This is a genomic window from Rhizobacter sp. P2_D12, from assembly GCF_056404395.1.
In genome coordinates, this window is record NZ_JBFUEB010000091.1 from 1 (window position 1) to 25479 (window position 25479).

At 73.4% G+C, this 25479-nt stretch carries 21 protein-coding genes; 11 read left to right on the forward strand and 10 right to left on the reverse strand.

Annotated elements, in window-relative coordinates; all coding sequences use genetic code 11:
- Both AC1DYN_RS24620 and AC1DYN_RS24625 read right to left on the reverse strand, forming a co-directional pair.
- On the reverse strand, positions 1-1046 hold a 1046-nt coding region (locus AC1DYN_RS24620), incomplete at its 3' end, for an AMP-binding protein (RefSeq protein ID WP_477963973.1).
- The gene (locus tag AC1DYN_RS24625; protein ID WP_477963975.1) at positions 1043-1429 is read right to left on the reverse strand and encodes a TraR/DksA family transcriptional regulator; all 387 of its coding nucleotides are present in this window, start codon (positions 1427-1429) and stop codon (positions 1043-1045) included. The genes AC1DYN_RS24625 and AC1DYN_RS24620, both read right to left, overlap by 4 nt.
- Positions 1430-1529: 100 nt before the next feature.
- On the opposite strand from AC1DYN_RS24625, the gene AC1DYN_RS24630 reads away from it, so the two are divergent.
- The 10 genes from AC1DYN_RS24630 (at position 1530) to AC1DYN_RS24675 (ending at position 15993) form a co-directional block, all read left to right on the forward strand.
- Positions 1530-2555, forward strand: a complete 1026-nt coding sequence (locus tag AC1DYN_RS24630; RefSeq protein WP_477963977.1) for a zinc-dependent alcohol dehydrogenase — start codon at positions 1530-1532, stop codon at positions 2553-2555.
- The gene (locus AC1DYN_RS24635) at positions 2552-4204 is read left to right on the forward strand and encodes a PHA/PHB synthase family protein (RefSeq protein ID WP_477963979.1); all 1653 of its coding nucleotides are present in this window, start codon (positions 2552-2554) and stop codon (positions 4202-4204) included. Before AC1DYN_RS24630 ends, AC1DYN_RS24635 begins: the two co-directional genes overlap by 4 nt.
- Positions 4173-6656, forward strand: coding sequence for a magnesium-translocating P-type ATPase (gene mgtA, locus AC1DYN_RS24640; protein WP_477963981.1), 2484 nt, complete (start codon positions 4173-4175; stop codon positions 6654-6656). The genes AC1DYN_RS24635 and mgtA overlap by 32 nt, the downstream gene beginning before the upstream one ends.
- An 82-nt stretch (positions 6657-6738) precedes the next feature.
- Positions 6739-7461: an ABC transporter ATP-binding protein gene (locus AC1DYN_RS24645; protein ID WP_477963983.1), complete on the forward strand. Its 723-nt coding sequence runs from the start codon at positions 6739-6741 to the stop codon at positions 7459-7461.
- A 5-nt stretch (positions 7462-7466) separates the two neighbouring features.
- The gene (locus AC1DYN_RS24650) at positions 7467-9833 is read left to right on the forward strand and encodes an ABC transporter permease (RefSeq protein WP_477963985.1); all 2367 of its coding nucleotides are present in this window, start codon (positions 7467-7469) and stop codon (positions 9831-9833) included.
- A gap of 2 nt (positions 9834-9835) precedes the next feature.
- On the forward strand, positions 9836-11059 hold the full coding sequence (locus tag AC1DYN_RS24655; protein WP_477963987.1) for an efflux RND transporter periplasmic adaptor subunit: 1224 nt from the start codon (positions 9836-9838) through the stop codon (positions 11057-11059).
- Between the two features lie 99 nt (positions 11060-11158).
- Positions 11159-12100 (forward strand): DnaJ C-terminal domain-containing protein, encoded by a 942-nt coding sequence (locus tag AC1DYN_RS24660; RefSeq protein WP_477963989.1) that lies wholly within the window; start codon positions 11159-11161, stop codon positions 12098-12100.
- A gap of 2 nt (positions 12101-12102) precedes the next feature.
- Positions 12103-12420 carry a chaperone modulator CbpM gene (locus tag AC1DYN_RS24665; protein ID WP_477963991.1) on the forward strand — a complete coding sequence of 106 codons (318 nt, stop codon included), beginning with the start codon at positions 12103-12105 and terminating at the stop codon, positions 12418-12420.
- Between the two features lie 81 nt (positions 12421-12501).
- The gene (locus tag AC1DYN_RS24670; RefSeq protein WP_477963992.1) at positions 12502-13332 is read left to right on the forward strand and encodes a universal stress protein; all 831 of its coding nucleotides are present in this window, start codon (positions 12502-12504) and stop codon (positions 13330-13332) included.
- Between the two features lie 3 nt (positions 13333-13335).
- The gene (locus AC1DYN_RS24675) at positions 13336-15993 is read left to right on the forward strand and encodes a bifunctional acetate--CoA ligase family protein/GNAT family N-acetyltransferase (RefSeq protein WP_477963994.1); all 2658 of its coding nucleotides are present in this window, start codon (positions 13336-13338) and stop codon (positions 15991-15993) included.
- 33 nt (positions 15994-16026) lie between these two features.
- Here the strand turns inward: AC1DYN_RS24675 and AC1DYN_RS24680 are convergent, their stop codons facing one another.
- The 6 genes from AC1DYN_RS24680 to AC1DYN_RS24705 are packed head-to-tail and all read right to left on the reverse strand — an operon-like array spanning position 16027 to position 22024.
- Positions 16027-16449, reverse strand: a complete 423-nt coding sequence (locus tag AC1DYN_RS24680) for a universal stress protein (RefSeq protein ID WP_477963996.1) — start codon at positions 16447-16449, stop codon at positions 16027-16029.
- A 30-nt stretch (positions 16450-16479) separates the two neighbouring features.
- Positions 16480-17334, reverse strand: coding sequence for a universal stress protein (locus AC1DYN_RS24685; RefSeq protein ID WP_477963998.1), 855 nt, complete (start codon positions 17332-17334; stop codon positions 16480-16482).
- A gap of 38 nt (positions 17335-17372) precedes the next feature.
- Positions 17373-18293 (reverse strand): carbamate kinase, encoded by a 921-nt coding sequence (locus AC1DYN_RS24690; RefSeq protein ID WP_477964000.1) that lies wholly within the window; start codon positions 18291-18293, stop codon positions 17373-17375.
- A gap of 3 nt (positions 18294-18296) precedes the next feature.
- Positions 18297-19295 (reverse strand): ornithine carbamoyltransferase, encoded by a 999-nt coding sequence (gene argF, locus AC1DYN_RS24695; protein WP_477964002.1) that lies wholly within the window; start codon positions 19293-19295, stop codon positions 18297-18299.
- A gap of 13 nt (positions 19296-19308) precedes the next feature.
- Positions 19309-20538 (reverse strand): arginine deiminase, encoded by a 1230-nt coding sequence (locus AC1DYN_RS24700; RefSeq protein WP_477964004.1) that lies wholly within the window; start codon positions 20536-20538, stop codon positions 19309-19311.
- A 10-nt stretch (positions 20539-20548) separates the two neighbouring features.
- Entirely contained in the window at positions 20549-22024 is a 1476-nt protein-coding gene (locus AC1DYN_RS24705) for a basic amino acid/polyamine antiporter (protein WP_477964006.1), read from the reverse strand.
- A 234-nt stretch (positions 22025-22258) separates the two neighbouring features.
- Between AC1DYN_RS24705 and AC1DYN_RS24710 the strand changes: the two genes are divergently transcribed.
- The gene (locus AC1DYN_RS24710; RefSeq protein WP_477964008.1) at positions 22259-23047 is read left to right on the forward strand and encodes a Crp/Fnr family transcriptional regulator; all 789 of its coding nucleotides are present in this window, start codon (positions 22259-22261) and stop codon (positions 23045-23047) included.
- Between the two features lie 2 nt (positions 23048-23049).
- Here AC1DYN_RS24710 and AC1DYN_RS24715 read toward each other — a convergent pair whose 3' ends face one another.
- Together AC1DYN_RS24715 and AC1DYN_RS24720 are read right to left on the reverse strand one after the other, a co-directional pair.
- Entirely contained in the window at positions 23050-25122 is a 2073-nt protein-coding gene (locus AC1DYN_RS24715) for a PAS domain S-box protein (RefSeq protein WP_477964010.1), read from the reverse strand.
- A 22-nt stretch (positions 25123-25144) separates the two neighbouring features.
- Positions 25145-25479: winged helix-turn-helix domain-containing protein (locus AC1DYN_RS24720; protein ID WP_477964012.1), on the reverse strand; the 335-nt coding region annotated here is incomplete at its 5' end.

Genomic DNA, 25479 nt, shown 5'->3' on the forward strand with positions numbered 1-25479 from the left:
CGCCCGGCCAGCGCGTCGAGCAGCGGCCAGGCCAGCGCCTCCAGCCACGCGCCGCGCGACGCAGCCTGCGGATCCGGCGCCAGGCCCTGGCGCGCCCGGAAGCGCCGCCAGCCCACGGCCTGGGCCCACTCGAACAGCGTGCGCTTCAGCCGCGAGCCGGCCAGCCGGTCGTCCAGCTGCGCGAGCACCCGCTCGTAGATGCGCGGCACCGACACCAGCACCGTCGGCCGCACGCTGTGCAGATCCTCGGCCAGCAGCGCCACCGAGCGCGCATGCGCGACGCAGGCGCCGGCGGCGATCGGCAGGTAGTGGCCGGCGGTGCGCTCGAAGGTGTGCGACAGCGGCAGGAAGGAGAGGAACACGTCGTCGCTGCGCACTTCCGCATGGGCCAGCACCGCCATCACGTTCGACAGCACGTTGGCGTGCGTCAGCATCACGCCCTTCGGCCGCCCGGTCGTGCCCGAGGTGTAGACGATGGCGGCCAGGTCGTCGGCCCGGGGCGCCTGCAGCGCCTGCGGTGCCGCGCGCGCAGCGGCGGCCAGCCAGGCGTCGAGCATGCGCAGCGGCACCGGGCTGTCGGGCACGCGGTCGCCGGGCAGCGTGGTGCTGACCACGCAGCGCAGCGCCGGCAGCGCGATGCCGGCTGCCGCGATGGCCTGCCACTGCGCGGTGTCGTGCACCACCAGCAGCGTGGCTTCGCAGTCGGCCAGGATGTAGGCGATGCTGGCCGGGTTGTCCAGGGCATGCATCGGCACCGGCACCGCGCCGCAGGCCAGCGTGGCAAGGTCGGCGCACACGGCGTCCAGGCCGTTCGGCAGCAGGATGCCCACACGCGCGCCGGGCGGCAGAAGCATCGCGGCGATCGCCTGCGACCAGCGCGCCACCTGCGCAGCAGCGTCCTGCCAGTTCACGTCGACCCAGCGGCCGGCGATGGCGTCGTGGCGACGGTAGGCGAGGCCGTGGGGGCTGCGCCGCACGCGCTCGGCGAACAGCCCGGACAGGGTCGACACCAGCAAGGGGGCGATGGCATCGCTCGCGTCCGTCATCGGGCGCGGCGCTCCAGCGCGGTTGCGCAGGCGGTGCAGCACACCGCCGCGGGCTCGGCCAGCAGTCGCTGCAGCGCGATCGGCTCGCCGCATTCGGCGCAGTCGCCGTACAGGCCCCAGTCCATGCGGTTCAGCGCGGCCTGCACCTGCTTCAGCTCGCGCCAGTGCCGCTGCGCCTGCGCATCGTCGAGTTCGGCCGATTGCGTCGAGGCCGCGCCGTCCTTGGTGTCGGCCACCGCCGCACCACCGGCGTCCGTCCACTCCGGTGGCAGCACGTCGAGCTCGTCGCACAGCACCTGCCGGCGGTGCAGCAGCCGGCCGCGCAGCGCCAGCAGGTGGGCCGGGCCGGGGCCCGCGGTGGGGGTGGCGGTGTCGTTGTCCATGCCCGGATTCTTCGATGGCGGTGCGGGCCGCGGCTTGATGCCGCTCAAGGTCGCGCCGGCGGCGCAGACCTAAGGTGCAGCTCATTTCCAGGAGAACGCCATGCCGATGATGAAAGCCGCCGTCGTCCACGCCTTCGGGCAACCGCTCACGCTGACCGAGGTGCCGGTGCCCGAGGTGCCGGCCGGCCAGGTGCTGGTGAAGGTGGTCGCCTCGGGCGTGTGCCACACCGACCTGCACGCCGCCGACGGCGACTGGCCGGTCAAGCCGCGGCTGCCGTTCATCCCCGGGCACGAAGGCGTCGGCCACGTCGCCGCCGTCGGCGCCGGCGTCAAGGGCATCCGCGAGGGCGACCGCGTGGGCGTGCCGTGGCTGCACACCGCCTGCGGCCGCTGCGAGCACTGCATCACCGGCTGGGAGACGCTGTGCGACGAGCAGCAGATGACCGGCTACACCGTCAACGGCGGCTATGCCGAGTACGTGCTGGCCGATCCCGGCTACGTCGGCCACCTGCCGGCCAACGTCGGCTTCTCCGAGATCGCGCCGGTGCTGTGCGCCGGCGTCACCGTCTACAAGGGCCTCAAGGGGCTGGACTGCAAGCCCGGCGACTGGGTCGCGATCTCGGGCGTCGGCGGCCTCGGGCACCTGGCTGTGCAGTACGCGAAGGCGATGGGCTTCCACGTCATCGCGGTCGACGTCGACGACGCCAAGCTCGCGCTGGCCCAGCGGCTGGGCGCCGAGATGACCGTCAACGCGCGCACCGCCGACCCGGTGCAGGAGGTGCAGCGCAGCCTGCGCGGCGCGCACGGCGTGCTGGTGACGGCGGTCTCGCGCGAGGCCTTCTCGCAGGCGCTGGGCATGCTGCACAAGCGCGGCACGATGTCGCTGGTGGGGCTGCCGCCGGGTGACTTCGCGCTGCCGATCTTCGACGTGGTGCTGAACGCCAAGACGGTGCGCGGCTCCATCGTCGGCACCCGCAAGGACCTGCAGGAGGCGCTGGCCTTCGCCGGCGAAGGCAAGGTGCACACCATCTTCACCGAGGACCGGCTCGACAACATCAACGCGATCTTCGCGCGCATGAAGCACGGCGACATCGAAGGCCGCGTCGTGATGCGCATCGGCGCATGACGCCGTTCGCCGAGCTGCCGGTGCCGGGCGGCGGCGCGCTGGCCGACTGGTGGCTGCACCTGGCCGCCGCGCCGGGCCGGCAGGTCGAGCTGGCGCGCCTGGCATTCGGCCAGGGCGCGCGCGCCGTGCAGGCGCTGGCGGGCGCGACCGTGATCGAGCCGGCGCCGCAGGACCGCCGCTTCGCCGACCCGGCCTGGCAGGCGCCGCCCTGGCATGCGCTGTCGCAGTGCTTCCTGCTGCAGCAGCAGTGGTGGCAGCAGGCCTGCAGCGGCGTGCCCGGCGTCGGCCGCCACCACGAGCAGATGGTGGCGTTCGCGGCGCGCCAGTGGCTGGACATGCTGTCGCCGTCCAACTTCGTGCTGACCAACCCGGTGGTGCGGCAGCGCACGCTGCGCGAAGGCGGGCGCAACCTGCTGCGCGGCCTGGCGCAGGTGACGCAGGACGCGCTGCACGAGGGCGCCGACCGACCGCCGCCCGGGGCCGAGGCCTTCGAGCCGGGCCGCCAGGTGGCGCTGACGCCCGGCCGCGTGGTGCTGCGCAACCGGCTGGTCGAGCTGATCCAGTACGCGCCGGCGACGCCGCGCGTGCAGGCCGAGCCGGTGCTGCTGGTGCCGGCCTGGATCATGAAGTACTACGTGCTCGACCTGTCGCCGGCCAATTCGCTGGTGAAGTTCCTGGTCGACCAGGGCTTCACGGTGTTCGCGCTCTCGTGGAAGAACCCCGACGCCGGCGACCGCGACCTGGGCATGGACGACTATGCCCGCCTGGGGGTGCTGGATGCCTTGCAGGCCATCGAGGCCATCGTGCCGGGCGCGGCGGTGCATGCCTGCGGCTACTGCCTGGGCGGCACGCTGCTGTCCACCGTCGCGGCCTGGCTGGCGCGCCACGCGCCGGGCCGGTTGAAGAGCGTCACGCTGCTCGCGGCGCAGACGGATTTCGCCGAGCCGGGCGAGCTGGCGCTGTTCATCGACGAAGACCAGGTCGAGCGGCTCGCGCAGTCGATGCGGCTGCGCGGCACGCTCGACAAGCGGCAGCTGGCCGGCGCCTTCCAGCTGCTGCGCTCGAACGACCTGGTGTGGTCGCGCCGCGTGCGCGAGCTGCTGCTCGGCGAGCGCCCGCCGATGACCGACCTGATGGCCTGGAACGCCGACGGCACGCGGCTGCCCTGCCGCATGCACCTCGAATACCTGCGTGGTTTCTACCTGCACAACGCGCTCGCGCGCGGCGAATGGCGGGTCGAGGGCGAGCCGGTGCACCTGATGGACCTGCACGTGCCGGTGTTCAGCGTCGCGACGCTGCAGGACCACGTCGCGCCGTGGCGCTCGGTGTTCCGGCTGCAGTCGCTGTGCGATGCCGACCAGACCTTCGTGCTGACGGCCGGCGGCCACAACGTCGGCATCGTCAACCCGCCCGGCGATGCGCGCGCGAGCTACCGGTTGCGCCACCTGCCGCCCGGCGCGCCACGCCTGGGCCCGGACGACTGGCTGGCCGCCACGCCCGTGAGCGCCGGTTCGTGGTGGACGGCATGGGCGGATTGGCTCGTGCGGCACTCCAGCCGCCGCCGCGTCGTGCCGCCGCCGCGGGGCGATGCGGCCTCCGGCCATCCGGCGCTCGACGATGCCCCCGGTCGCTACGTCCACCAGCGCTGACGGCACGGTGCCGCCGGCGCACGGGCTGTCGCGGCGCCAGGCCGCCGACCGGTTGCGCCGCCACGGGCCGAACCGGCTGCCCGGCGCGGTGCGCCCGTCGCTGCTGAAATCCGCCGCGGCGCGGCTGCTCAACCCGCTGGTGCTGGTGCTGCTGTGCGCGTCGCTCGCGTCGGCCCTGACCGGCGACGCCGCCAGCTTCGGCTTTGTCGCGGTGGTGGTGCTGATGAGCGTCGCGCTCGACATGCTCCAGGAGCACCGCGCCGGCCGCGCCGTCGACGCGCTCGGCCAGGCGGTCGCGTTGCGCGTGCGCGTGCGCCGCGACGGGCGCGAGCAGGCGGTCGACGCGACGCGGGTGGTGCCCGGCGACGTGCTGCTGCTGCGTGCCGGCGACGTGGTGCCGGCCGATGGCCGGGTGCTGGCCGGCACCGACCTGTTCGTCGACCAGTCGGCGCTCACCGGCGAGACCTGGCCGGTCGAGAAACGCCCGGACGGCCCCGCGCCCGACGCCGCGCTGCGCATGGGCAGCAACGTGGTCGGCGGCAGCGGCGAGATGCAGGTCGAGCGCACCGGCGCGGCCACCGAGCTGGGCCGGCTGGCCCAGGCGATCGCCGCCGATCCGCCGCCGACCGCCTTCGAGCGCGGCACGCGCCGCTTCGGCGTGATGCTGACGCGCGTGACGATGGCGCTGGTGCTGTTCGTGCTGCTGGTCAACACGCTGGCCGCGCGGCCGTTGCTGGAGTCCTTCCTGTTCGCCGTCGCGCTGGCGGTCGGGCTGACGCCGGAGCTGCTGCCGATGATCGTCTCGGTGACGCTGGCGCGCGGGGCGCTGCGCATGGCGCGCCTGAAGGTGATCGTCAAACGGCTGTCCGCGGTGCAGGACCTGGGCGCGATGGACGTGCTGTGCACCGACAAGACCGGCACGCTGACGCTGGCCTGCCCGCGTGTCGAGCACGCGCTGGATGCGCAGGGCGCGCCCGCGCCGCGGGTGTTCGAACTGGCGTGGCTGAACAGCCATTTCGGGGCCGGGCTGGGGTCGGCGCTGGACGACGCTCTCCTGCACCACGCGACGCCCGGCGAGGGCGGCTGGCACAAGCAGGGCGAGCTGCCGTTCGATTTCCAACGCCGCCGCGCGTCGGTGCTGCTGGCCGCGGCGCAGCGCCGGCTGCTGGTGGTCAAGGGCGCCCCCGAGGACGTGCTGCGCGAGTGCGCCTTCGTCGCCGCGGCCGGCGGCCCGCTGCCGCTGGACGACGCGGCGCGCGAGCGGCTCGCACGGCAGTTCGAGGCCGAGGGTGCGCAGGGCCTGCGGCTGCTCGCGGTGGCGGTGCGCGAGCTCGAACCGGCGCGCGCCGCGCCGCTCGCGGTGGCCGACGAACGCGGCCTGGTGTTCGAAGGCTGGGTCGCGTTCGCCGATCCGCCGAAGCCGACCGCACCTGCCGCGCTGCGCTCGCTGGCCGAGCACGGCGTTGCGCTGAAGATCGTCACCGGCGACACCGAGGCCGTCACGCGCCACCTGTGCGGGCAGCTGGGCGTGGTGGTCGATGGCGTGGTGACGGGCACGCAGATCGCCGCGATGGACGAGGCCGCGCTGCGCGCCGCGGCCGTGCGCGCCAACCTGTTCTGCCGCACCAACCCGCAGCAGAAGCAGCGCGTGGTGCGCGCGCTGCAGGCCGGCGGCCACGTGGTCGGCTACCTCGGCGACGGCATCAACGACGCGCCGCCGCTGCATGCCGCCGACGTCGGCATCTCGGTCGACTCCGCCGTCGACGTCGCCAAGCAGGCCGCCGACCTGGTGCTGATGGCGCACGACCTGGACGTGCTGCGCGACGGCATCCGCGAGGGCCGGCGCTCGTTCCTGAACGTCGACAAGTACGTCCGCATGGCCACCAGCTCTAACTTCGGCAACATGGCCAGCATGGCCGCGGCGGCGCTGTTCCTGCCCTTCCTGCCGATGCTGCCGCTGCAGATCCTGCTGAACAACTTCCTGTACGACCTGTCGGAGCTGCCGATCCCCACCGACCGGGTCGACGACGCGGACCTGTTGCTGCCGCAGCGCTGGGACGCGGCGCGCGTGCGCGGGTTCATGTTCCGCTTCGGGGCGCTCAGCTCGGTGTTCGACCTGCTGGCGTTCGGCTTGCTCTACGGCGTGATGCACGTGCCGGCCGCGGTGTTCCAGAGCGCCTGGTTCGTGCAGTCGATGGCGACCCAGGCGCTGGTGATCTTCCTGATCCGCACGCCGCGCGCGGCCTGGCGCGACCGCCCCTCGGGCTGGCTGGTGCTGACCAGCCTCGCGGTGGTCGCGCTGGCCGCCGCGCTGCCGTTCTCGCCCTGGGCCGCGTTCTTCGGATTCGTCGCGCTGCCGGGCGAGGTGCTGCTGGCGATGGGCGGCCTGACGCTCGGCTACCTGGCGACGGTGGAGACGGCCAAGCGGCTGTTCCGCCCGCGCACCGCGTGAACGGATCGGCTGCGACTTGGACCGCGGCCTGGCTTGCGCTGCCTCAAGCCGCCGCGGCTGCGCCTGCATAAGCTCGGGGCCGATGAATGACCTCGCTTCCGCGACGCCGGTGTTCCGTGCGCTGCAACTCACCAAGACCTACGGAAGCGGCGAGGTGCGCGTGGACGCGCTGCGCGCGGTCGACCTGGAGGTCGGGCGCGGCGAGTTCATCGTGCTGCTCGGGCCGTCGGGCAGCGGCAAGTCGACGCTGCTGAACATCCTCGGCGGGCTCGACACCGCGACCAGCGGGCAGCTGTGGTTCAACGCGCAGGACCTGAGCGCGGCCGGCGACGACGTGCTCACCGCCTACCGGCGCGAGCACGTCGGCTTCGTGTTCCAGTTCTACAACCTGATCCCGAGCCTGACGGTGCGCGAGAACGTCGCGCTGGTGACCGACATCGCCACCGCCCCGATGCCGGTCGACGAGGCGATCGACCGCGTCGGGCTGACGCCGCGGCGCGACCATTTCCCGGCCCAGCTGTCGGGGGGCGAGCAGCAGCGCGTCGCGATCGCGCGCGCCATCGTCAAGCGCCCCGACGTGCTGCTGTGCGACGAGCCGACCGGCGCGCTCGACTACCAGACCGGCAAGCTGGTGCTGGAGGTGATCGCGCGCATCAACGCCGAGCTCGGCACCACCGCGATCGTGATCACGCACAACGCCGCCATCGCCGGCATGGCCGACCGCGTCGTCACGCTGGGCGACGGGCGGGTGCAGCGCGTGCAGGCGAACGCGCACAAGCTGCAGCCGGCCGAGCTGGCCTGGTGACCGCGATGCGCGCACTGGATCGCAAGCTGCTGCGCGACCTGCGCGCGATGTGGAGCCAGGCGCTCACCATCGCGCTGGTGGTGGCCAGCGGCATCGGCGGCTTCGTCACCAGTCTGTCGGCGGTCGATTCGCTGGCGCTGGCGCGCGACGACTTCTATGCGCGCGGCCGCTTCGCCGACGTCTTCGCCACCGTCAAGCGCGCGCCCGAGGCGCAGGCCGCCGTGCTCGGCGCCATCGCCGGCGTCGCGCAGCTGCAGACCACGCTGGAGGAGATGGCGCGCGTCGAGGTTCCCGGCTCGTCCGACCCGGTGCTCGGCCAGCTGATCGGCTTCGCGTCGCGCGGCGGGCAGGGCCTGAACCGGGTGCTGGTGAGCAGCGGGCGCGCGCCGGCCGAGGGGCCGTCGGCCGACGGGCGCATCGAGGCGCTGGTGTCCGAGGGCTTCGCGCGCTCGCGCGGCCTCGTGCCCGGTGCCGAACTGGTCGCGCAGCTCAACGGCCGGCGCCGCACGCTGGTGATGGTGGGCACCGCGCTGTCGCCCGAGTACATCTTCGCCGGGCTGTGGGGCATGCCCGACACGCGCGGCTTCGGCGTCTTCTGGGTCGACCGCGAGACGCTGGCCGCGGCCTACGACATGCGCGGCGCCTTCAACCGGGTCGCGCTGCGGCTGGCCCCCGGCGCGTCGCAGCCGGCGGTGATCGATGCGCTGGCGCGCCGGCTGTCGCCCTATGGCGGACGGCAGGCCAATGGCCGCGCCGAGCAGTCTTCGCACCTGATGCTCGACAACGAGATCAAGGAGCAGCGCGTGCTCGGCACCGTGCTGCCGGCGATCTTCCTCGGCGTCGCCGCCTTCCTGCTGAACGTCGTCGTGACGCGGCTGGTGTCGACGCAGCGCGAGCAGATCGCGGCGCTGAAGGCGCTCGGCTACCCGAACCGCAGCGTCGGGCTGCACTACCTGAAGCTGGTGCTGGCCATCGTCGCGGTCGGCCTGCTGCTCGGCGTGCTGGTGGGCAAGGTGCTGGGCACGCTGCTGACCGGGCTGTACGCCGACTTCTTCCGCTTCCCGAGCTTCGAGCACCGCATCGCGCCGTGGCTGCTGGCGGTGAGCATCGGCATCACGCTGCTGACCGCGGTGGCCGGCACGCTGAACGCCATCGCCGCGACGGTGCGGCTGGCGCCGGCCGAGGCGATGCGCCCGCCGGCGCCCGGCCACTACCGGCGCACGCTGCTCGAGCGCATGGGGGTGAAGGGCATGAACCCGGCGCTGCGCATGATCGTGCGCAACCTCGAGCGCCGGCCGCTGCGCAGCAGCCTGTCGGTGGCGGGCGTCGCGGCGGCGGTCGCGATCGTCGTGCTCGGCAACTTCTTCCGCGACGCGATCGACGTGGTGGTCGACAGCCAGTTCAACCTGAGCCTGCGCGGCGACATCACGGTGTGGGCCGCCGAGGCGGTGGACGACGGCGCGCGCCGCGAGCTGCTGCGCCTGCCGGGCGTGCGCGACGTCGAGAGCACGCGTTTCGTCGCGGTCGACTTCGTGCACGGCCACCGCCGCGAGCGCAGCCTGATCCGCGGCTATGCGCCGCGCGCCGAGCTGTTCCGCGTGGTCGATGCCGACGGGCGCCAGACGCTGCTCGACGGCCGCGGGCTGATCCTCACCGACCGGCTGGCCGACAAGCTGGGCGTGCGCCCCGGCGACCGGCTGCAGGTGGAGGTGCTGGAAGGGCGTGCGCGCACGCTGGAGGTGGTGGTGGGCGGCACGGTGCGCGAGATGATGGGGCTGAACGCGTACATGGACCGGCCGTCGCTGAACCGCGCGCTCGGCGACGGCGACCTGGCCACCGGCTTCATGCTCGCGCTGCAGCGCGGCGGCGAGGACGCCGCGCTCGAGGGCACCAAGGCGCTGCCCGGCATCGCCGGGGCCTGGAGCAAGGCCACCATGCTGCGCAACCTGCAGCAGATCAGCGCGCGCAACGTGCGCATCATGGGCACCATCCTGACCGTCTTCGCCGTCGTCATCGCGGTCGGCGTGGTCTACAACAACGCGCGCATCTCGCTGGCCGAGCGTGCGTGGGAGCTGGCCAGCCTGCGCGTGCTGGGCTTCACGCGCGGCGAGGTCTCGGGGCTGCTGCTGGGCGAGCTGGCGCTGGTCATCGGCCTGGCGCTGCCGCTGGGCATGCTGATGGGCTGGGCCGTCACGCACGGCATCGTCGAGCTGCTCAAGTCGGACCAGTTCTATTTCCCGGTCGTCATTCGCGCCCGCACCTACGCCGGGGCCGCCCTGTGCGTGATGGTGGCGGGCGCCGCCAGCGCACTCGTGGTGCGCCGGCGCATCGACCGGCTCGACATGGTGGCGGCATTGAAGACGAGGGATTGACCATGAAGCCATTGCCGCACCTGAAGAAGAGCTGGCTGGCCGGCGGGACCGCGGCCATCGCCTTGGCGGCGCTGTTCGCGTGGGCGTTCGCGCCGCGGCCGGTCGAGGTGGAGCTGGGCAGCGTGACGAGCGGGCGCTTCGAGGCCACCGTGTCCGAGGACGCGAAGACGCGGCTGCGCGAGCGCTACGTGGTGTCGGCGCCGCTGGCCGGGCAGCTGTCGCGCATCGCGCTGCGCGAGGGCGATTGGGTGGCGGCCGACAGCGTGGTCGCTGAGCTGGCGCCGGCGCTGCCGCCGATGCTGGACGAGCGCACGCGGCGCGAGCAGCAGGCACGGCTGGAGGTGACCGAGGCGCAGCGCCAGCGCGCGGTGGCGCGCGTCGAGGGCGCGCGGGTCGCGCTGCTGCAGGCGCGCAACGAGGCGCGGCGCAGCGAGCAGCTGGCGGCGCAGGGCTTCCTGTCGCCGACGCGGCTCGAGGTCGACCGGTTGGCGGCGCTGGTCGAGCAGAAGGAGCTGGATGCAGCGCGCGGCGAGCTGGATGCCGCCGGGCACGAGGTCGAGCAGGCACGCGCCGCGCTGGCCGCGCTGCGCACGCCGGCCACCGCGGCGCGCCGCTTCAGCGTGCGCTCGCCGGTGGCCGGGCGGGTGATGCGCATCGCGCAGCCGAGCGAGGCGACGGTGGCGCTCGGCACGCCGCTGATCGAACTGGGCGATGTGCGCCAGCTGGAGGTGGTGGCCGAGCTGCTGACCACCGATGCGCTGCAGGTGCGCGAAGGCGCGGCGGTGCGCATCGGGCAGTGGGGCGGCGATGGCCCGCTGCAGGGCCGCGTGCGGCGCATCGAGCCGGCCGGCTTCACCAAGGTGTCGGCGCTGGGCGTCGAGGAGCAGCGCGTGCGCGTGCTGGTCGAACTGACCAGCGCGGCGGCCGAGTGGGCGGCGCTGGGCGATGGTTACCGCGTCTCGGTGAGCATCCTGACGCTGGCGCAGGACGGCGTGGTCAAGGTACCGGTCAGCGCGGTGTTCCCGCGCACCGATGCGGCGGATGCGGCCGCGATGGCGGTGTTCGTCGTCGACGGCGGGCGCGCCCGCCTGGCGCCGGTGACGGTGGTGGCGCGCAATGCCACCGAGGCCTGGGTGCGCCAGGGGCTCGCGCCCGGCGCCCGCGTGATCGTCTACCCGCCGCCGGCGGTGGCCGACGGCGTGCGCGTGAAGGAGCGGCACGTCTGAACCCGCATCCGGCGCAGGGTCTTGCACGCCGCACGGCTCGCCGTTGCCGGCTGGCGCAGATTGCGCCCTTCGAGTCCACCGCAGCCCTGACATCGCACCATGGAATTCAAGGACTACTACGCCGCACTCGGCGTCGAGCGCAGCGCCACGCAGGACGAGATCAAGCGGGCCTACCGCAAACTGGCGCGCAAGTACCACCCCGACGTCAGCAAGGAGCCGGACGCCGAGGCACGCTTCAAGGACGTCGCCGAGGCCTACGAGGCGCTGCAGGACCCGGAGAAGCGCGCCGCCTACGATGAGCTGGGCCGGCGCCACCCGCGCGGCCAGGAGTTCCAGCCGCCGCCGGACTGGGGCAGCGGCTACGAGTTCAGCGGCCGCGACGCGGGCACTGCGGCCGGCACGGACTTCAGCGAGTTCTTCGAGTCGCTGTTCGGCCAGCGTTCGCGCGGCATGCACCGCGGCGGCATGGCGGCGGGCGGCGGCGACCACCATGCCAAGGTCGTGATCGACCTGGCCGATGCCTACCGCGGCGGGCGCCGCACGCTGTCGCTGCGCGCACCGGTGCACGACGCGCAGGGCGGCGTGAGCTTCCACGACCGCACGCTCGAGGTCAACATCCCGCGCGGCGTGAAGGCCGGCCAGCAGCTGCGCCTGGCGGGGCAGGGCGCGCCCGGCGTGGGCGGCGGCCCGGCCGGCGACCTGTACCTGGAGATCGCGTTCGCGCCGCACCCGCACTTCCGGGTCGAGGAGCGCGACGTCTACCTCGACCTGCCGGTCGCGCCGTGGGAGGCCGCGCTCGGCGCGACGGTCCATGCACCCACGCCCGACGGCCGCGTCGAACTCGGCATCCCGGCCGGCTCGGCCGGCGGCCGCAAGCTGCGCCTGAAGGGCAAGGGCCTGCCGGGCACGCCGCCGGGCGACCTGTACGTGCTGCTGCGCGTGGTGACGCCGGCGGCCGGCAGCGCGGCGCAGCGCGAGGCCTATGAAGCACTGTCACGTTCGTTCGCGGGCTTCGATCCGCGCCGCGACCTGGAGGCCTGACCATGGCGCAACTGCATTCCTACGTGTTCGAGGCGGTGCTGCTGGACGACGCCACGCCGTTCTCGCTGGCGCAGCTGGTGCGGGCCTGCGGTGCCGAGCGCGATGCGCTGGTCGAGCTGGTGCAGGAGGGCGTGCTGGCGCCCGAAGGCGCGGCGCCGGACGACTGGCGCTTCGATGCCGGTGCGCTGGCGCGGGCGCGCAAGGCCCTGCGGCTGCAGCGCGACCTGCAGCTCGGGCCCGGCGGCACCGCGCTGGTGCTGCAGCTGCTCGACGAGATCGCGCAGCTGCGCCGCCAGCTGGAGCGCGCCGGGCCGCGCTGAGCCCGCGGCTTGCGCAGGATCAAGCCGCCGCGGCGTGGCGCTCCCAACAATCGGCCCATCGTTTCCTTGCTGGAGATCGCGATGAGCTACCGCAGCATCCTGTTGTTCCTGGACCCGGGCAGCGCGTGCGCGCGGCGCACGCAGGCGGCGATCGGGCTGGCCCGGCGCATGGACAGCCACCTCGTCGGGCTGGCCCCGACCGGCCTGCTGGACCTGCCGGGGTCGGTGGAGGGCGCGGCCGCGTTCAGCGACCTGGCGGCGCTCGCCTGGGACGAATTGCGCGACCAGGCCGAGCGCGCCGCCGACACCTTCCGCGGGGCCTGCCACCAGGCCGGCCTGCGCGCGATCGAGCCGGTGGTCGACGAGGCCGACCAGGCCATCTCGCTGATCGAACACGCCCACTGCAGCGACCTCGCGGTGCTGTCGCAGGCCGACCCGGCGGCGCCGGGCCACCGTGCCGCGCAGCGGCTGGTCGAGCAGGTGGTGCTGTACAGCGCGCGGCCGACGCTGCTGCTGCCCTATGCCGGCGTGGCCGAGCCGCCGGGAAAGCAGGTGCTGGTGGCCTGGGACGACAGCCGCGAGGCGGCACGCGCGCTGAGCGACGCATTGCCGCTGCTGCAGCTGGCCTCGTCGGTGCAGGTGGTGCGCTGGCAGGCCCCCGGAGCCCAGGCGCGGCGCGGCCTGGACGCCCTGCACCAGTGGCTGGCCTGGCACGGCGTGACGGCCGAGGTGCGCATCGAGACGACGTCGATCGACGTCGCCGATGCGATGCTGTCGCATGCCGCCGACATGGGGGCCGACCTGATCGTGATGGGGGCCTACGGCCATTCGCGCTGGAGCGAGCGCGTGCTGGGCGGGGCGACGCGCGGCCTGCTGCAGTCGATGACCGTGCCGGTACTGATGTCGCACTGAGCGATGAGCGTCCTGAACCTGGAGCGCCTGCTGGCGCCGCGCTCGGTGGCCGTGGCCGGCGCCTCCGATCGCCCCGGCAGCGTCGGCGCCACCGTGTGGCGCAACCTGCGTGGCGGCGCCTTCGACGGCCCGGTGCGCGCCCTCAACCTGCGGCTGGGCACGCTGGACGGCGAGCGGGTGTTCGCGCGGCCCGGCCAGCTGCCGGAGGTGCCCGACCTGGCGGTGCTGTGCACGCCGCCGGACAGCATCGCCGGGCTGGTCGACGCCTTCGGGCGGCTCGGCACGCGCGCGGCCATCGTGATGACGGCCGGGCTGGACGCGGCGCAGAAGCAGGCGATGCTGCAGGCCGCGGGGCGCCACCGGCTGCGTGTGCTGGGGCCGAACTGCCTGGGGCTGCTGACGCCGCGGCTCGGGCTGAACGCGAGCTTCGCGCACACCGACGCGCTGGCCGGCGGGCTGGCCTTCGTGTCGCAGTCGGGGGCCCTGGTCACCGCGGTGCTCGACTGGGCCAAGTCGCGCGGCGTCGGCTTCTCGCACATGATTTCGCTGGGCGAGCATGCCGACGTCGATTTCGGCGACCTGCTCGACCAGCTGGCCAGCGACGCGCACACGCGCGCCATCCTGCTGTACATCGAATCGATCGAGGCACCGCGCAAGTTCATGTCGGCCGCGCGGGCCGCGGCGCGCAACAAGCCGGTGATCGTCGTGAAGGCCGGGCGGGCCGGCAACGGCATCCGCGCGGCGGCCTCGCACACCGGGGCGCTGGCCGGCTCGGACGTGGTGTTCGACGCGGCGATCCGGCGCGCCGGCATGCTGCGCGTGGACACGCTGCAGGAGCTGTTCGTCGCCGCCGAGACGCTGGCGCGCTTCGGCGCCAACCGCGACGAGGCGCTGACGCTGATGACCAACGGCGGCGGCGCCGGCGTGATGGCGGCCGATGCGGCGGCGCGCGCCGGCCTGGCGCTGGCCGAGCCGGGGCCGGCGCTGCGCGCGGCGCTGGACGCGGTGCTGCCGCCGACCTGGTCGCACGGCAACCCGATCGACATCATCGGCGACGCGCCGGCGCAGCGCTACGTCGACACGCTGCGCGTGCTGCTGGCGCAGCCGCAGGCGGGCGCGATCCTGTTCATGCACGCGCCGACCGCGATCGTGCCGAGCGCCGAGATCGCGCGCGCCTGCGAGCCGCTGCTGCGCGGTGCGACCGAGCGCGTGATGGCCTGCTGGCTGGGCGATGCCTCGGTGGCGCAGGCGCGCGGCATCTTCGAGGCGGCGGGGGTGGCCGACTACGCGACGCCGGAAGAGGCGGTGAACGCGTTCGCGATGCTGCGCAGCTACCGGCGCAACCAGGCGGCGCTGATCGAGACGCCGAGCGCCAGCGAGAACGGCGTGCCCGACCTCGCGGCGGCGCGGCGCATCGTCGATGCCGTGCTGGCCGACGGGCGCGAGATGCTGCAGGAGCACGAGGCCAAGGCGGTGCTGAAGGCCTATGGCGTGCCGGTGGTCGAGACGGTGGTGGTCGAGGCCGATGCCGAGGCGGCGCTGGCCGCGGCCGGGCGCATCGGCTACCCGGTGGCGCTGAAGATCGTGTCGCCCGACATCTCGCACAAGTCGGATGCGGGCGGCGTGGCACTGGACATCGCCGATGCGGTGGCGCTGCGCGAAGCGGCGCAACGCATGCTGGCGCGGGTGCGCCAGGCGCTGCCGCAGGCGCGCCTGGCCGGCTTCACGGTGCAGCCGATGGCGCGGCGGCCGATGGCGCAAGAGCTGATCGTCGGCACGAGCGTCGACCCGACCTTCGGGCCGGTGCTGATGGTGGGCCATGGCGGCACCGCGGTGGAGGTGCTGGCCGACCGCGTGATGGGCCTGCCGCCGCTGAACCGTGCGCTGGCGCACGAGATGCTGTCGCGCACCGCGGTGTCGCGGCTGCTGGCCGGTTACCGCGACCACCAGCCGGCGCGGCTGGACGCGGTGTGCGACGTGCTGGTGGCGCTGTCGCAGATGCTGGTCGACCTGCCGGAGCTGGCCGAGCTGGACATCAACCCCTTGTGGGCCGATGCCGACGGCGTGCTGGCGCTGGATGCGCGGCTGCGGCTGGATCGCAGCGCGCCGGCGGGCGTGCGGCACTTCGCGATCCTGCCGTACCCGGCCGAGCTGGCGCGCGAGGTGGAATGGCAGGGCGAGCGGCTGCTGCTGCGGCCGATCCGGCCGGAGGACGAGCCGCAGCACCGGCGCTTCGTCGAGCGGCTGACGCCGGACGACCTGCGGTTGCGCTTCTTCAATGCGCGGCGCTCGTTCGCGCACGGCGAACTGGCGCGGTTGACGCAGATCGACTATGCGCGCGAGATGGCCTTCATCGCGGTGCGGCGCGGGCCGCAGGGCGACGAGGAGACGCTGGGCGTGGCGCGCGCGGTGCGCGACCCGGACGGCATCGAGGCCGAGTTCGCGGTGACGGTGCGCTCGGACCTGCAGCGCGGCGGGCTGGGCCGTCTGCTGATGGACACGCTGTGCGAGAACGAGCGGCGCAGCGGCACGCAGCGCCTGGTGGGGCTGGTGCTGCGCGAGAACCTGGGGATGCGCCGGCTGGCCGAGCGGCTGGGGTTCGTCGCGGCAGCGGGGGCGCAGGACGATGACGTGCTGCGGATGGTGCTGGAGCTGACGTAGCCCGGATGCCAATCCGGGATCGCGCCACAACCCTCAGCGAATCACCAGCACCGGCGTCTGGCAATGCCCCAGCACCCGCGTCGTCACCGAGCCCAGCACCGCGCCGCCCAGCGACGAGTGCCCGTGCGACCCCATCACGATCAGGTCGAAATGGCCCTGCTTGGCCAGCTCGGCGATCACGTCCGGTGCATGGCCCACGCGGCTCACGAACTCGGATTTCCACGGCTGTTGCTTCGCGAACGCGCGCACCGGTCCGAGGATCTCCTCGGCCTGGTCGCGGTAGTAGCCCTCCAGCGTCGCGCGGTCGAAATAGCCGGTCACGCGCGGCGGCACGTGCGGCGTCACGGTCAGGATCGTGTACTCGTGCGCGGCACTGAGGAACTCCTCGTGCGCCGCCACGTAAGCCAGCATGCGCCGCGTGCAGGCGCTGCCATCCACGGCCATCAGGATCTTCATGGGGTTTCCTTTCGTTCGTCCAGTCGTTCGTCAATGAACCATCAGCAGCGGCAGCCGCGCGCGGTGCACCAGCGAGCGCGTCGCGCCGCCCAGCACCTGCTCGCGCAGCCGCCCCTGCCCATAGCAACCCATCACCAGCAGCTCGGCCCCGAGCTGCGCCGCCAGCGCCTGCAGCGCCTCGCCGATCGCGCGCGGCTCGTGGCCGTGCTGGTGCAGCACCGGCGCGATGCCGTGCGCCTGCAGGTGGCCCACGATGTCCAGCCCGCTCGCCGCGCCCACCACCGGCGCGCGCGACCAGCTGGCCACGTGCACCTCGCGCGCCGTCTGCAGGAAAGGCAGTGCCGCGCTGACGGCCCGTGCCGCCTCGCGCGCCGGCTTCCACGCCACCAGCACGCAGCCGGGCGTCGCGCTGACCGCGCCCTGGTCCGGCACGATCAGCCCGGGCTTGCCGCTCTCGATCAGCAGCGATTCGATGAAGCCGGCCGGCAGGTCGTGCTGCGCTGCCGCCGGGTCGCGCTGGCCCAGCACCAGCAGGTCGGTGCACAGCGCATGCTGCACCACCGCCTGCAGCACCGGCTCGTGCACGACCTCGCCCCAGCGCACGCGCGGCAGCTCTTCGCCACCGGTCATCTCGTCCAGCAGCCGCTCGCGCGCGCGCCGGCGCGCATCCGGCAGGTCGGCCACCGCGGCGGCACCGGCCACCGCGCCGAACAGGCCCTGCGGCTCGCCGTGCAGCGGCGAGGCCGCGAACAGCGCCGTCACCTGCGCGTCGTGGCGCTCGGCCAGGTCGCGGGCCAGCGCCAGCCGCGCCGCGGTGCGCGGCAAGCTGTCGGCCAGCATCAGGATCGAGCGGATCGGGCGGAACGGGGCAGGGCGTTGCAGCATGTCGACAAGGTACGCCTTTGTCGCGCCGCCGGGTTGATTCAACGCAAGTCGGTTTCGTCGCGCGTGACCTGCGTGCCGGCCGTGCCGGCCACCAGCGCCGCAACGGCATCGAGCCGACCGATCGCCGCGCGCCGCCCGGTCGTGCGCACGAAATCGGCCGCCGCCGCCGCCTTCGGCCCCATCGAGCCGGCCGGCAGCACCAGGCGGTCCAGCAAGGCCGGCGTCGCTTGCGCCAGCAGCCGCTGCGACGGCGTGCCGAAATCGCTGCAGATGCCGTCCACGTCGGTCAGCAGCAACAGCAGGTCGGCCTGCAACTCGCGCGCCAGCAAGGCGCTGGCGTGGTCCTTGTCGACCACCGCCTCCACGCCCACCAGCGCACCTGCGCGCTCCACCACCGGGATGCCGCCGCCGCCGGCGCACACCACCACCACGCCGGCCGCCAGCAGCCGCTGCAGCGCCTCGATTTCCATCACCTGCAGCGGTCGCGGCGAAGCCACCACGCGGCGCCAGCCGTCGCCGTCGCGCGCGAACTGCCAGCCGCGGCTGGCCATCGCCTGCACCGCCGACAACGGGTAGATCGGGCCGATCGGCTTGGTCGGCGTCGCGAAGGCCGGATCGGCCGCGTCCACCCGCACCTGCGTCAGCAGCGTCGCCACCGGCTGCCCGCCCAGGTGGGGCTGCAGTGCCTGCTCGACCAGGTAGCCGACCATGCCGTCGCTCTCGGCCCCCAGCACGTCCAGCGGCGTCGGCGACTGGCCCGCGGCCTGCCCGGCCGCGGCCTGCAGCGCCAGCCAGCCGACCTGCGGCCCGTTGCCGTGCGTGACCACCAGCTCGTGCCCGCGCGCCAGCGGGGCCAGCGCGGCGGCCGCGGCAGCGAGGTTCTCGCGCTGCACCTCGACCGACAGCGCCTGGCCGCGCCGGATCAATGCATTCCCGCCCAGGGCGGCCACGATGCGCATCGCTCAGCCCAGCGTCGCGACGAGCAGCGCCTTGATGGTGTGCAGCCGGTTCTCGGCCTGGTCCCACACCACCGAGGCCGGCGACTCGAACACCTCCTCGCTCACCTCCATGCCGTCCAGCCCGAAGCGCTGGAAGATGTCCTCGCCGCGCCGCGTGTCGCGGTTGTGGAAGGCCGGCAGGCAGTGCATGAAGCGTGTCGACGCCTTGCCGCTCGCCTGCATCAGGCGCGCATCCACGCGGTACGGGCGCAGCAGCGCGATGCGCTCGGCCCAGGCCGCCTCGGGTTCGCCCATCGAGACCCAGACGTCGGTGTAGATGAAGTCCGCGCCTTCCACCGCCTGCAGCGGCGCCTCGGTGAACGACAGCCGTGCGCCGCTCACGCGCGCCAGCGCCTGGGCCTGCGCGATCATCTCGGGCGCCGGCCACAGCGCGCGCGGTGCCGCGATGCGCAGGTCCAGGCCCATCAGCGCCGCGCCCTGCAGCAGCGAATCGCCCATGTTGTAGCGGGCGTCGCCCAGGTAGGCCAGGCTCATCTCGCGCAGCGGCTTGTCGCACTGCTCCTGCATCGTCATCAGGTCGGCCAGGATCTGCGTCGGGTGGAACTCGTTGGTGAGGCCGTTGTAGACCGGCACCCCGGCGTGCGCCGCCAGCTCGCGCACCGTCGTCTGCGCGAAGCCGCGGTACTCGATCGCGTCGTACAGCCGGCCCAGCACGCGCGCGGTGTCCTTGATGCTTTCCTTCTCGCCCAGCTGCGAATCGCCGGGGCCGATGAAGGAGACGTTGGCGCCCTGGTCGAAGGCGGCCACCTCGAAGGCGCAGCGCGTGCGCGTCGACGCCTTCTCGAACAGCAGCGCGATGTTGCGCCCGCGCAGCGTCTGCTGCTCGGTGCCGGCCGCCTTCGCGCGCTTCAGCTCGTGCGACATCTCCAGCAGGTGCTGGATGTCGCGCGCGTTCAGCTCGCCCAGGGACAGCAGGCTGCGGTTCTTCAGGTTGTAGGCCATGGTGCAAAGTCCTTCAGAAGATGGCGGCGTCGCGCGCCAGCGGGCAGCTCATGCAGTGCGCACCGCCGCGGCCGCGGCCGAGTTCGCCGCCGGGGATCTCGATCACCTCGACGCCGGCTTCGCGCAGGCGGCGGTTGGTGTAGGTGTTGCGGTCGTAGCCGACGACGACGCCCGGCTGCAGCGCCAGCAGGTTGTTGCCGTCGTCCCACTGCTCGCGCGCGCTCTCGAACGAATCGCCGCCGGTGGCGATGGCGCGGAAGGCCGGCACGCTCAGCGCGTCGGCCACCACGTCCAGCAGGTGCCGCCCGGCCAGCGTGCGGATGCGCGGCGCGCCATGGCGCGCCGCCGGCTCCAGCTCGTGGCAGACGATGCGGTCGGCCACCTCGGGGAAATACGTCACCACCTCCTGCGAGCACGGCGTGAACACCGTGTCCAGGTGCATCGCAGCCCGGCTGCGCGGCATCTGCGCCGCGATCACGCGTGTCGCGGCGCCGCGCTCGAACAGGCGCTGCGCCAGCTGCAGCACGGCCTGCGGGCTGCTGCGCTCGCCCATGCCCACCAGCAGCACGCCACGGCCGAGCGGCATCAGGTCGCCGCCTTCCAGCGTGGCCAGCCCGTGGTCGTGCTCGCCGTCGCCCCACCAGGTCTCGAAGCCGCCATTGACGAAGCGCGGATGGAAGCGGTAGATGGCCGCCAGCAGCAGCGATTCGCCGCGCCGCGCCGGCCAGTACATCGGGTTCAGCGACAGCCCGCCGTAGATCCAGCTGCTGCTGTCGCGCGTGAACAGGCTGTTCGGCAGCGGCGGCAGCACGAAATCCTGCATCTCCAGGTAGGCGCCCAGCAGCCCGTCGGGGCGGAACGGCAGCTCGGCGCGCGTCATGCCGCCGATCAGCAGCTCGGCCAGCCGCGCCGACGGCAGCTCGGCCAGCGCCGCGTGCAGGTCGTCCAGCATGCCGGGGCCGACGCTGTCGGGCAGCACGCGGCGTGCCAGCACCCAGCGCCGCGCCTCCGGCTCGTCCAGCGTCTGCGCCAGCAGCTCGTGCAGCTCCAGCACCTCGATGCCGCGGCCGGCCAGCGCGCCGGTGAACTGCGCGAAATCGCGCTGCGCCTGCTCGACCCACATCACGTCGTCGAACAGCAGGTCGCGGCAGTTGTCGGGCGTCAGGCGCAGGTGCGCGAGCCCGGGCCGGCACACCAGGACGCTGCGCAGGCGCCCGATCTCGGAATGCACTCCCCATTTCATGGCGCCGGCCTCAGATCTTCGCCAGGTCGAGCGTGCCGTTGGCCAGCAGCACGACGGTCAACGCGGCGGCGGCCAGCAAGGCCCCGGCGACGGCGCGCTCGACGTTGCCGGCCAGCATCGGCAGCCCGCGCGCGCGCCGGCTCCACGCGTGCACCACCAGGCCGGGCGCATACACCAGCGTGGTCAGCAGCAGGTACAGCGGGCCGGCGGCATACACCAGCCAGGCGCTGTACAGCGCGGCCACCGCGCCGGTCAGCAGCAGGCGCGAATCGCGCCGGCCGGCCTGCACCGCGAACAGCGCGCACAGCAGGTAGGGCACCAGGATGGTCGAGGTGGCGAGCTTGATCAGCGCCAGGTAGGCATTGCCCGCCAGCAGCGACAGCAGCAGCACCGCCTGCACGATGCCGTTGCTCCACCACAGCGCGGCGGCCGGCGCCTGGCGCGCGTTCTCGGCGGCCATGCGGCGCGGGAACACCTCGTCGCGCGCGGCGCTGAACGGCACCTCGGCGGCCAGCAGCGTCCACGACAGCATCGCGCCACCGACCGACACCAGCAACCCCAGGTTGACCAGCACGGCGCCCCAGGGGCCGACCACCTGCTGCAGCACGCCGGCCATCGACGGGTTCTTCATCTGCGCCAGCTCGGCCTGCGGCACGATGCCCAGCGACAGCAGCGTGATCGCCATGTACAGCGCCAGCGTCACCGCGAAACCGAGCATCGTCGCGCGGCCGACGTCGCCGGCACTGCGCGCCCGCGCCGAGAACACCGAGGCACCCTCGATGCCGATGAAGGCCCACACCGTCACCAGCATGGTCGAGCGCACCTGGTCGAACACCGGGCCGAGCTTCGCGTCGCCCCACAGCGAGAATGAGAAGGTCGGCGCCTTGAAGGCCAGCGCCACCAGCACCACGAACAGCAGCAGCGGCACCAGCTTCGACAGCGTGACCAGCGTGTTCACCGCCGCCGCGGTGCGCACGCCGCGCAGCACCAGCGCGTGGTAGCCCCACAGCAGCAGCGAGGCGCCGGCGATGCCGGCCGGCGTGTTGCCGGCGCCGAAGCCGGCCTGCGGCAGCAGCGCGTCGAGCGACGCGAAGATGATCACCAGGTAGCCGGCATTGCCGATCAGCGCCGACAGCCAGTAGCCCCAGGCCGACTGGAAACCGACGAAGTCGCCGAAGCCGGCCCGCGCATAGCCGTAGACGCCGCCGCCCACCTCGGGCCGCGCCTGCGCCAGCTGCAGGAACATCAGCGCCAGCGCCAGCATGCCGGCCGCGGTGATGGCCCAGCCGATCAGGATCGCGCCCGCCCCGGCGCCGGCCGCCATGTTCTGCGGCAGCGAGAACACGCCGGAACCGATCATCGAGCCGACGACCAGGCTGGACAAGGCGCCCACCGACAGGCGATCGCGCAGCCCGGACGGCCGCGCCGCGGCGCGGGAGGGCGTGGCCGCGTGACGCTGCGGACGGAGGGGGACGGGGGTGGACATGGCGGGCTCCTGGTGCCCACGGTGGGCATGCAGGCAAGCCTAGAGGCCGCGCCGCGCCCGGGTTTGACGGGCGTCAAGCCGCGCGCGTCTCGTTCGTGCCAGGGCCCGGCCGATACACGCCGGACACATTCGGTTCACCCGGTGTTACCGAGCGAGGCCGGCGTGTCGCGCTGTGTTGACGAGTGCTTCCTAAGCTGACGGACATCAAACGAAAGACCCCCGGAGCCCCCCACCATGTACACCGCAGCCGCCTCGATGCCCGCCGATGCCACTCCCCAGCGCCCGCCGGTGGCCGTGTTGGCCGCACCGGCCCCGCGCCCCGACGCCGCCTCGGTCTGTGCCCGCGTCAACGACTCGCTGCGGCTGCTCAACGAATCGGTGGGCGTGCAGCGCCGCATCGTGCATGCCGGCGACGCGGTGTTCCAGGGCGGCCAGGAATTCCAGTGCCTGTACATCATCAACTCGGGCTTCTTCAAGACGGTGAACGTGGCCGCCGACGGTCGCGAACAGGTGGTGGGCCTGCACTTCAAGGGCGACTGGATGGGCTTCGACGGCATCGCGCACGGCCAGTACGGCTGCGACGCGATCGCGATGGACACCGGCGAGGTCTGGTCGGTGCGCTACGAGGCGCTGCTGGCGGCCTGCGTCGCGCAGCCGGCGCTGCTGGGCGTCATGCACGCCGCGATGAGCCGCGAGATCTCGCGCGACCGCGACTCGCTGCTGTCGCTTGGCACGCTGCCGGCAGACGCGCGCGTCGCTGATTTCCTGCGCTACTGGGCCGAGTCGCTGGCGCAGCGCGGCCTGCGCGCCGACCAGATCACGCTGCGCATGACGCGTGCCGAGATCGGCAACTACCTGGGCATGACGCTGGAAACCGTCAGCCGCGCGCTGTCGCGCATGGCCAGGTGCAACGTGATCCGTTTCACCGAGAAGGGCCGGCGCGACCTGTGCATCGACAGCATCAGCGCGTTGACGGGGTTCATCCAGACGGCGATGACGCCGCTGTCGCGCACGCTGCAGTGAACTCAGCGCGGGCCTGAGCCGGCGGCCAGCGCACGCGCGATGGCGTCGGCCAGTTCCTCGCGCGAGTAGGGCTTGCGCAGAAGTTCCCAGGGCAGGTCGGCCGCGGTGTCGCCGGCCATCGCCTCCGACGAATAGCCCGACATCAGCAGCACCGCCAGGCTGGGCCGCAGCGCCTGCGCACGGCGCGCCAGCTCGGTGCCGCGCATGCCGGACCCGAGCACCACGTCGCTGAGCAGCAGGTCGACCGCTTGCGCGCCGCCCAGCGCCTGCAGCGCCGGCTCGGCCGCCGCGTGCGCCGTGACCTCGCACTTCAGCGCCAGCAGGAAGTTGCGGCACACCGCCAGCACCTCCGGGTCGTCCTCCACCACCATCACGCGCAGCCCCGGCCGCAGCGAGGCAGCCGCCGGGATGGCCACGCGCTCGCCGGCCGCATCGTCGCGCGGCAGGTACAGCGTGACGCGCGTGCCCTCGCCGGGCGCCGACTCGAGCGCGACCGCGCCGCGCGACTGGCGCACGAAGCCGTACACCGTGCTCAGCCCGAGCCCGGTGCCGCGGCCCGCCTCCTTGGTGGTGAAGAACGGCTCGAAGGCGCGGTCGAGCACGCCCTCGGGCATGCCGTGGCCGGTGTCGGCCACGCTGATCGCGACGAAGGCGTCCTCGCGCTGCGCGGCCTCGCCCAGGTCGGCATGCAGCGCTGCCGGCACGCGCCGGCACGGCTGGCAGGTGAACGACAGCGTGCCGCCGTCGGGCATCGCGTCGCGCGCGTTGATCGCGATGTTCAGCAGCGCCGACTCGAGCTGGCCCGGGTCGGCGCGGCAGGCCGGGCAGCCGGCCGCGGCGTCGATGCGGATCTCGATGCGCTCGTCCAGCGTGCGGTGCAGCATGTCGGTCAGCGAGTGCAGCAGCTGGGCCGGCTCGACGCGCGTGGGCACCAGCCGCTGGCGGCGCGAGAAGGCAAGCAGCTTGCCGGTCAGTTCGGCGCCGCGCTTGGCCGCGCGCGCGGCGGCGCCCAGCATCTGCTGCAGCCGCGGGTCGTCGGCCAGCGCCGGTTCGTACTCCAGCACCTGCAGGTTGCCCTGGATCACCGTCAGCAGGTTGTTGAAGTCGTGCGCGATGCCGCCGGTGAGCTGGCCGACGCTTTCCATGCGCTGCGCATGGCTCAGGTGCTCTTCGGTCTGCGCGCGCTGCAGGCTGGTGGTCAGCAGGCTGGACAGCGAATCGAGGAAGCGCAGTTCGTCGTCGCCGAAGCGCCGCAACTCGCGTGCGCGCACCGCCAGCGTGCCGATGATGCTGCCGCGGTCGGTCAGCGGCACCGACAGCGCACTCACCATGCCGCGCGCGACGAAATCGGCCGGCACCTTGAAGCGCGTCTCGCGCGCGTAGTTGGACACGATCACCGGCCGGCCCTCGGCCAGCACGAAGCCGGGCGGCGTGTCGGGGCGGTTCGGCAGCCTGCGGCCCTCGACCTCCTCGCCGCCCAGCCCGACGCCGGCGGCCAGGCGGAACTCGAGCCGGTTCGGCTCCAGCAGGTAGACCACCGAGCTCATCACCTGCAGGGCTTCGGCGGCGATGACCGGCACCTGGCGCAGCAGCTCCTGCGGGTCGCGCGTGTCGACCGCCAGGCGGCCGAGCTTGGCGACGTATTCGCTGTAGCGCGCGCGCTGCAGCGCCTGCTGCACGCGCGGGTAGGCGCCGATGCCGCGGATGGCGGCCACGACGTAGGGCAGGCCCTGGTCCTGCAGCGGGCTCAGCGCGATCTCGACCATCACCTCGCTGCCGTCGCGGCGGCGCGCGCTGAGCTCCATCTGCGTGCCCATCGGCCGCGGCTTCGGGCTCATGCCGTAGGCGTGGCGGTAGCCGGCATGGCGCGGGCGGATGGCGTCGGGCACCAGCGCGTCCACCGTCAGGCCGGCCAGCTCGTCGACCTGGTAGCCCAGCAGCGTCGCGGCGGCCGGGTTGGCGCGCACGATCACCCCCTGCGCGTCGACCAGCAGCAGCGCGTCCGGGTAGGCGGCGAACAGCGAGCGGAACAGCCGGCCTTCGCCGGGCAGTGGGTCTTCGACGGTGTTCGGCATGCGGGATCCCGGTGGGTGACGCTCAGTCGTGCACCACCGGCACGGCCAGGATGTAGCCGGCGCTGCGCACCGACTTGATCAGCTGCGGGCTTTCCGGCTCGGCCTCGAGTTTCTTGCGCAGGCGGCCAACCTGGACGTCGATGGTGCGGTCGAACGGCGCGGCCTCGCGGCCGCGCGTGTGCTCGAGCAGGAAGTCGCGCGACAGCACCCGGCCCGGGTGGCGCACGAAGACGCTCAGCAGGTCGAACTCGCCGGTGGTCAGCACCACCTCGACGCCGCCGCGGTTGACGAGGCGGCGTGCCGCGATGTCGAGCTGCCAGTCGAGGAAGCGCAGCCGCTCGCCGGCGGGCGCTGCGG

What these genes read in the sequence shown, in the direction of transcription:
- AC1DYN_RS24625 (WP_477963975.1), bottom strand. Translation starts at nt 1,429, where the DNA reads ATGGACAACGACACCGCCACCCCCACCGCGGGCCCCGGCCCGGCCCAC.
- AC1DYN_RS24630 (WP_477963977.1), top strand. Translation starts at nt 1,530, where the DNA reads ATGCCGATGATGAAAGCCGCCGTCGTCCACGCCTTCGGGCAACCGCTC.
- AC1DYN_RS24635 (WP_477963979.1), top strand. Translation starts at nt 2,552, where the DNA reads ATGACGCCGTTCGCCGAGCTGCCGGTGCCGGGCGGCGGCGCGCTGGCC.
- mgtA (WP_477963981.1), top strand. Translation starts at nt 4,173, where the DNA reads ATGCCCCCGGTCGCTACGTCCACCAGCGCTGACGGCACGGTGCCGCCG.
- AC1DYN_RS24645 (WP_477963983.1), top strand. Translation starts at nt 6,739, where the DNA reads ATGAATGACCTCGCTTCCGCGACGCCGGTGTTCCGTGCGCTGCAACTC.
- AC1DYN_RS24650 (WP_477963985.1), top strand. Translation starts at nt 7,467, where the DNA reads ATGCGCGCACTGGATCGCAAGCTGCTGCGCGACCTGCGCGCGATGTGG.
- AC1DYN_RS24655 (WP_477963987.1), top strand. Translation starts at nt 9,836, where the DNA reads ATGAAGCCATTGCCGCACCTGAAGAAGAGCTGGCTGGCCGGCGGGACC.
- AC1DYN_RS24660 (WP_477963989.1), top strand. Translation starts at nt 11,159, where the DNA reads ATGGAATTCAAGGACTACTACGCCGCACTCGGCGTCGAGCGCAGCGCC.
- AC1DYN_RS24665 (WP_477963991.1), top strand. Translation starts at nt 12,103, where the DNA reads ATGGCGCAACTGCATTCCTACGTGTTCGAGGCGGTGCTGCTGGACGAC.
- AC1DYN_RS24670 (WP_477963992.1), top strand. Translation starts at nt 12,502, where the DNA reads ATGAGCTACCGCAGCATCCTGTTGTTCCTGGACCCGGGCAGCGCGTGC.
- AC1DYN_RS24675 (WP_477963994.1), top strand. Translation starts at nt 13,336, where the DNA reads ATGAGCGTCCTGAACCTGGAGCGCCTGCTGGCGCCGCGCTCGGTGGCC.
- AC1DYN_RS24680 (WP_477963996.1), bottom strand. Translation starts at nt 16,449, where the DNA reads ATGAAGATCCTGATGGCCGTGGATGGCAGCGCCTGCACGCGGCGCATG.
- AC1DYN_RS24685 (WP_477963998.1), bottom strand. Translation starts at nt 17,334, where the DNA reads ATGCTGCAACGCCCTGCCCCGTTCCGCCCGATCCGCTCGATCCTGATG.
- AC1DYN_RS24690 (WP_477964000.1), bottom strand. Translation starts at nt 18,293, where the DNA reads ATGCGCATCGTGGCCGCCCTGGGCGGGAATGCATTGATCCGGCGCGGC.
- argF (WP_477964002.1), bottom strand. Translation starts at nt 19,295, where the DNA reads ATGGCCTACAACCTGAAGAACCGCAGCCTGCTGTCCCTGGGCGAGCTG.
- AC1DYN_RS24700 (WP_477964004.1), bottom strand. Translation starts at nt 20,538, where the DNA reads ATGAAATGGGGAGTGCATTCCGAGATCGGGCGCCTGCGCAGCGTCCTG.
- AC1DYN_RS24705 (WP_477964006.1), bottom strand. Translation starts at nt 22,024, where the DNA reads ATGTCCACCCCCGTCCCCCTCCGTCCGCAGCGTCACGCGGCCACGCCC.
- AC1DYN_RS24710 (WP_477964008.1), top strand. Translation starts at nt 22,259, where the DNA reads ATGTACACCGCAGCCGCCTCGATGCCCGCCGATGCCACTCCCCAGCGC.
- AC1DYN_RS24715 (WP_477964010.1), bottom strand. Translation starts at nt 25,122, where the DNA reads ATGCCGAACACCGTCGAAGACCCACTGCCCGGCGAAGGCCGGCTGTTC.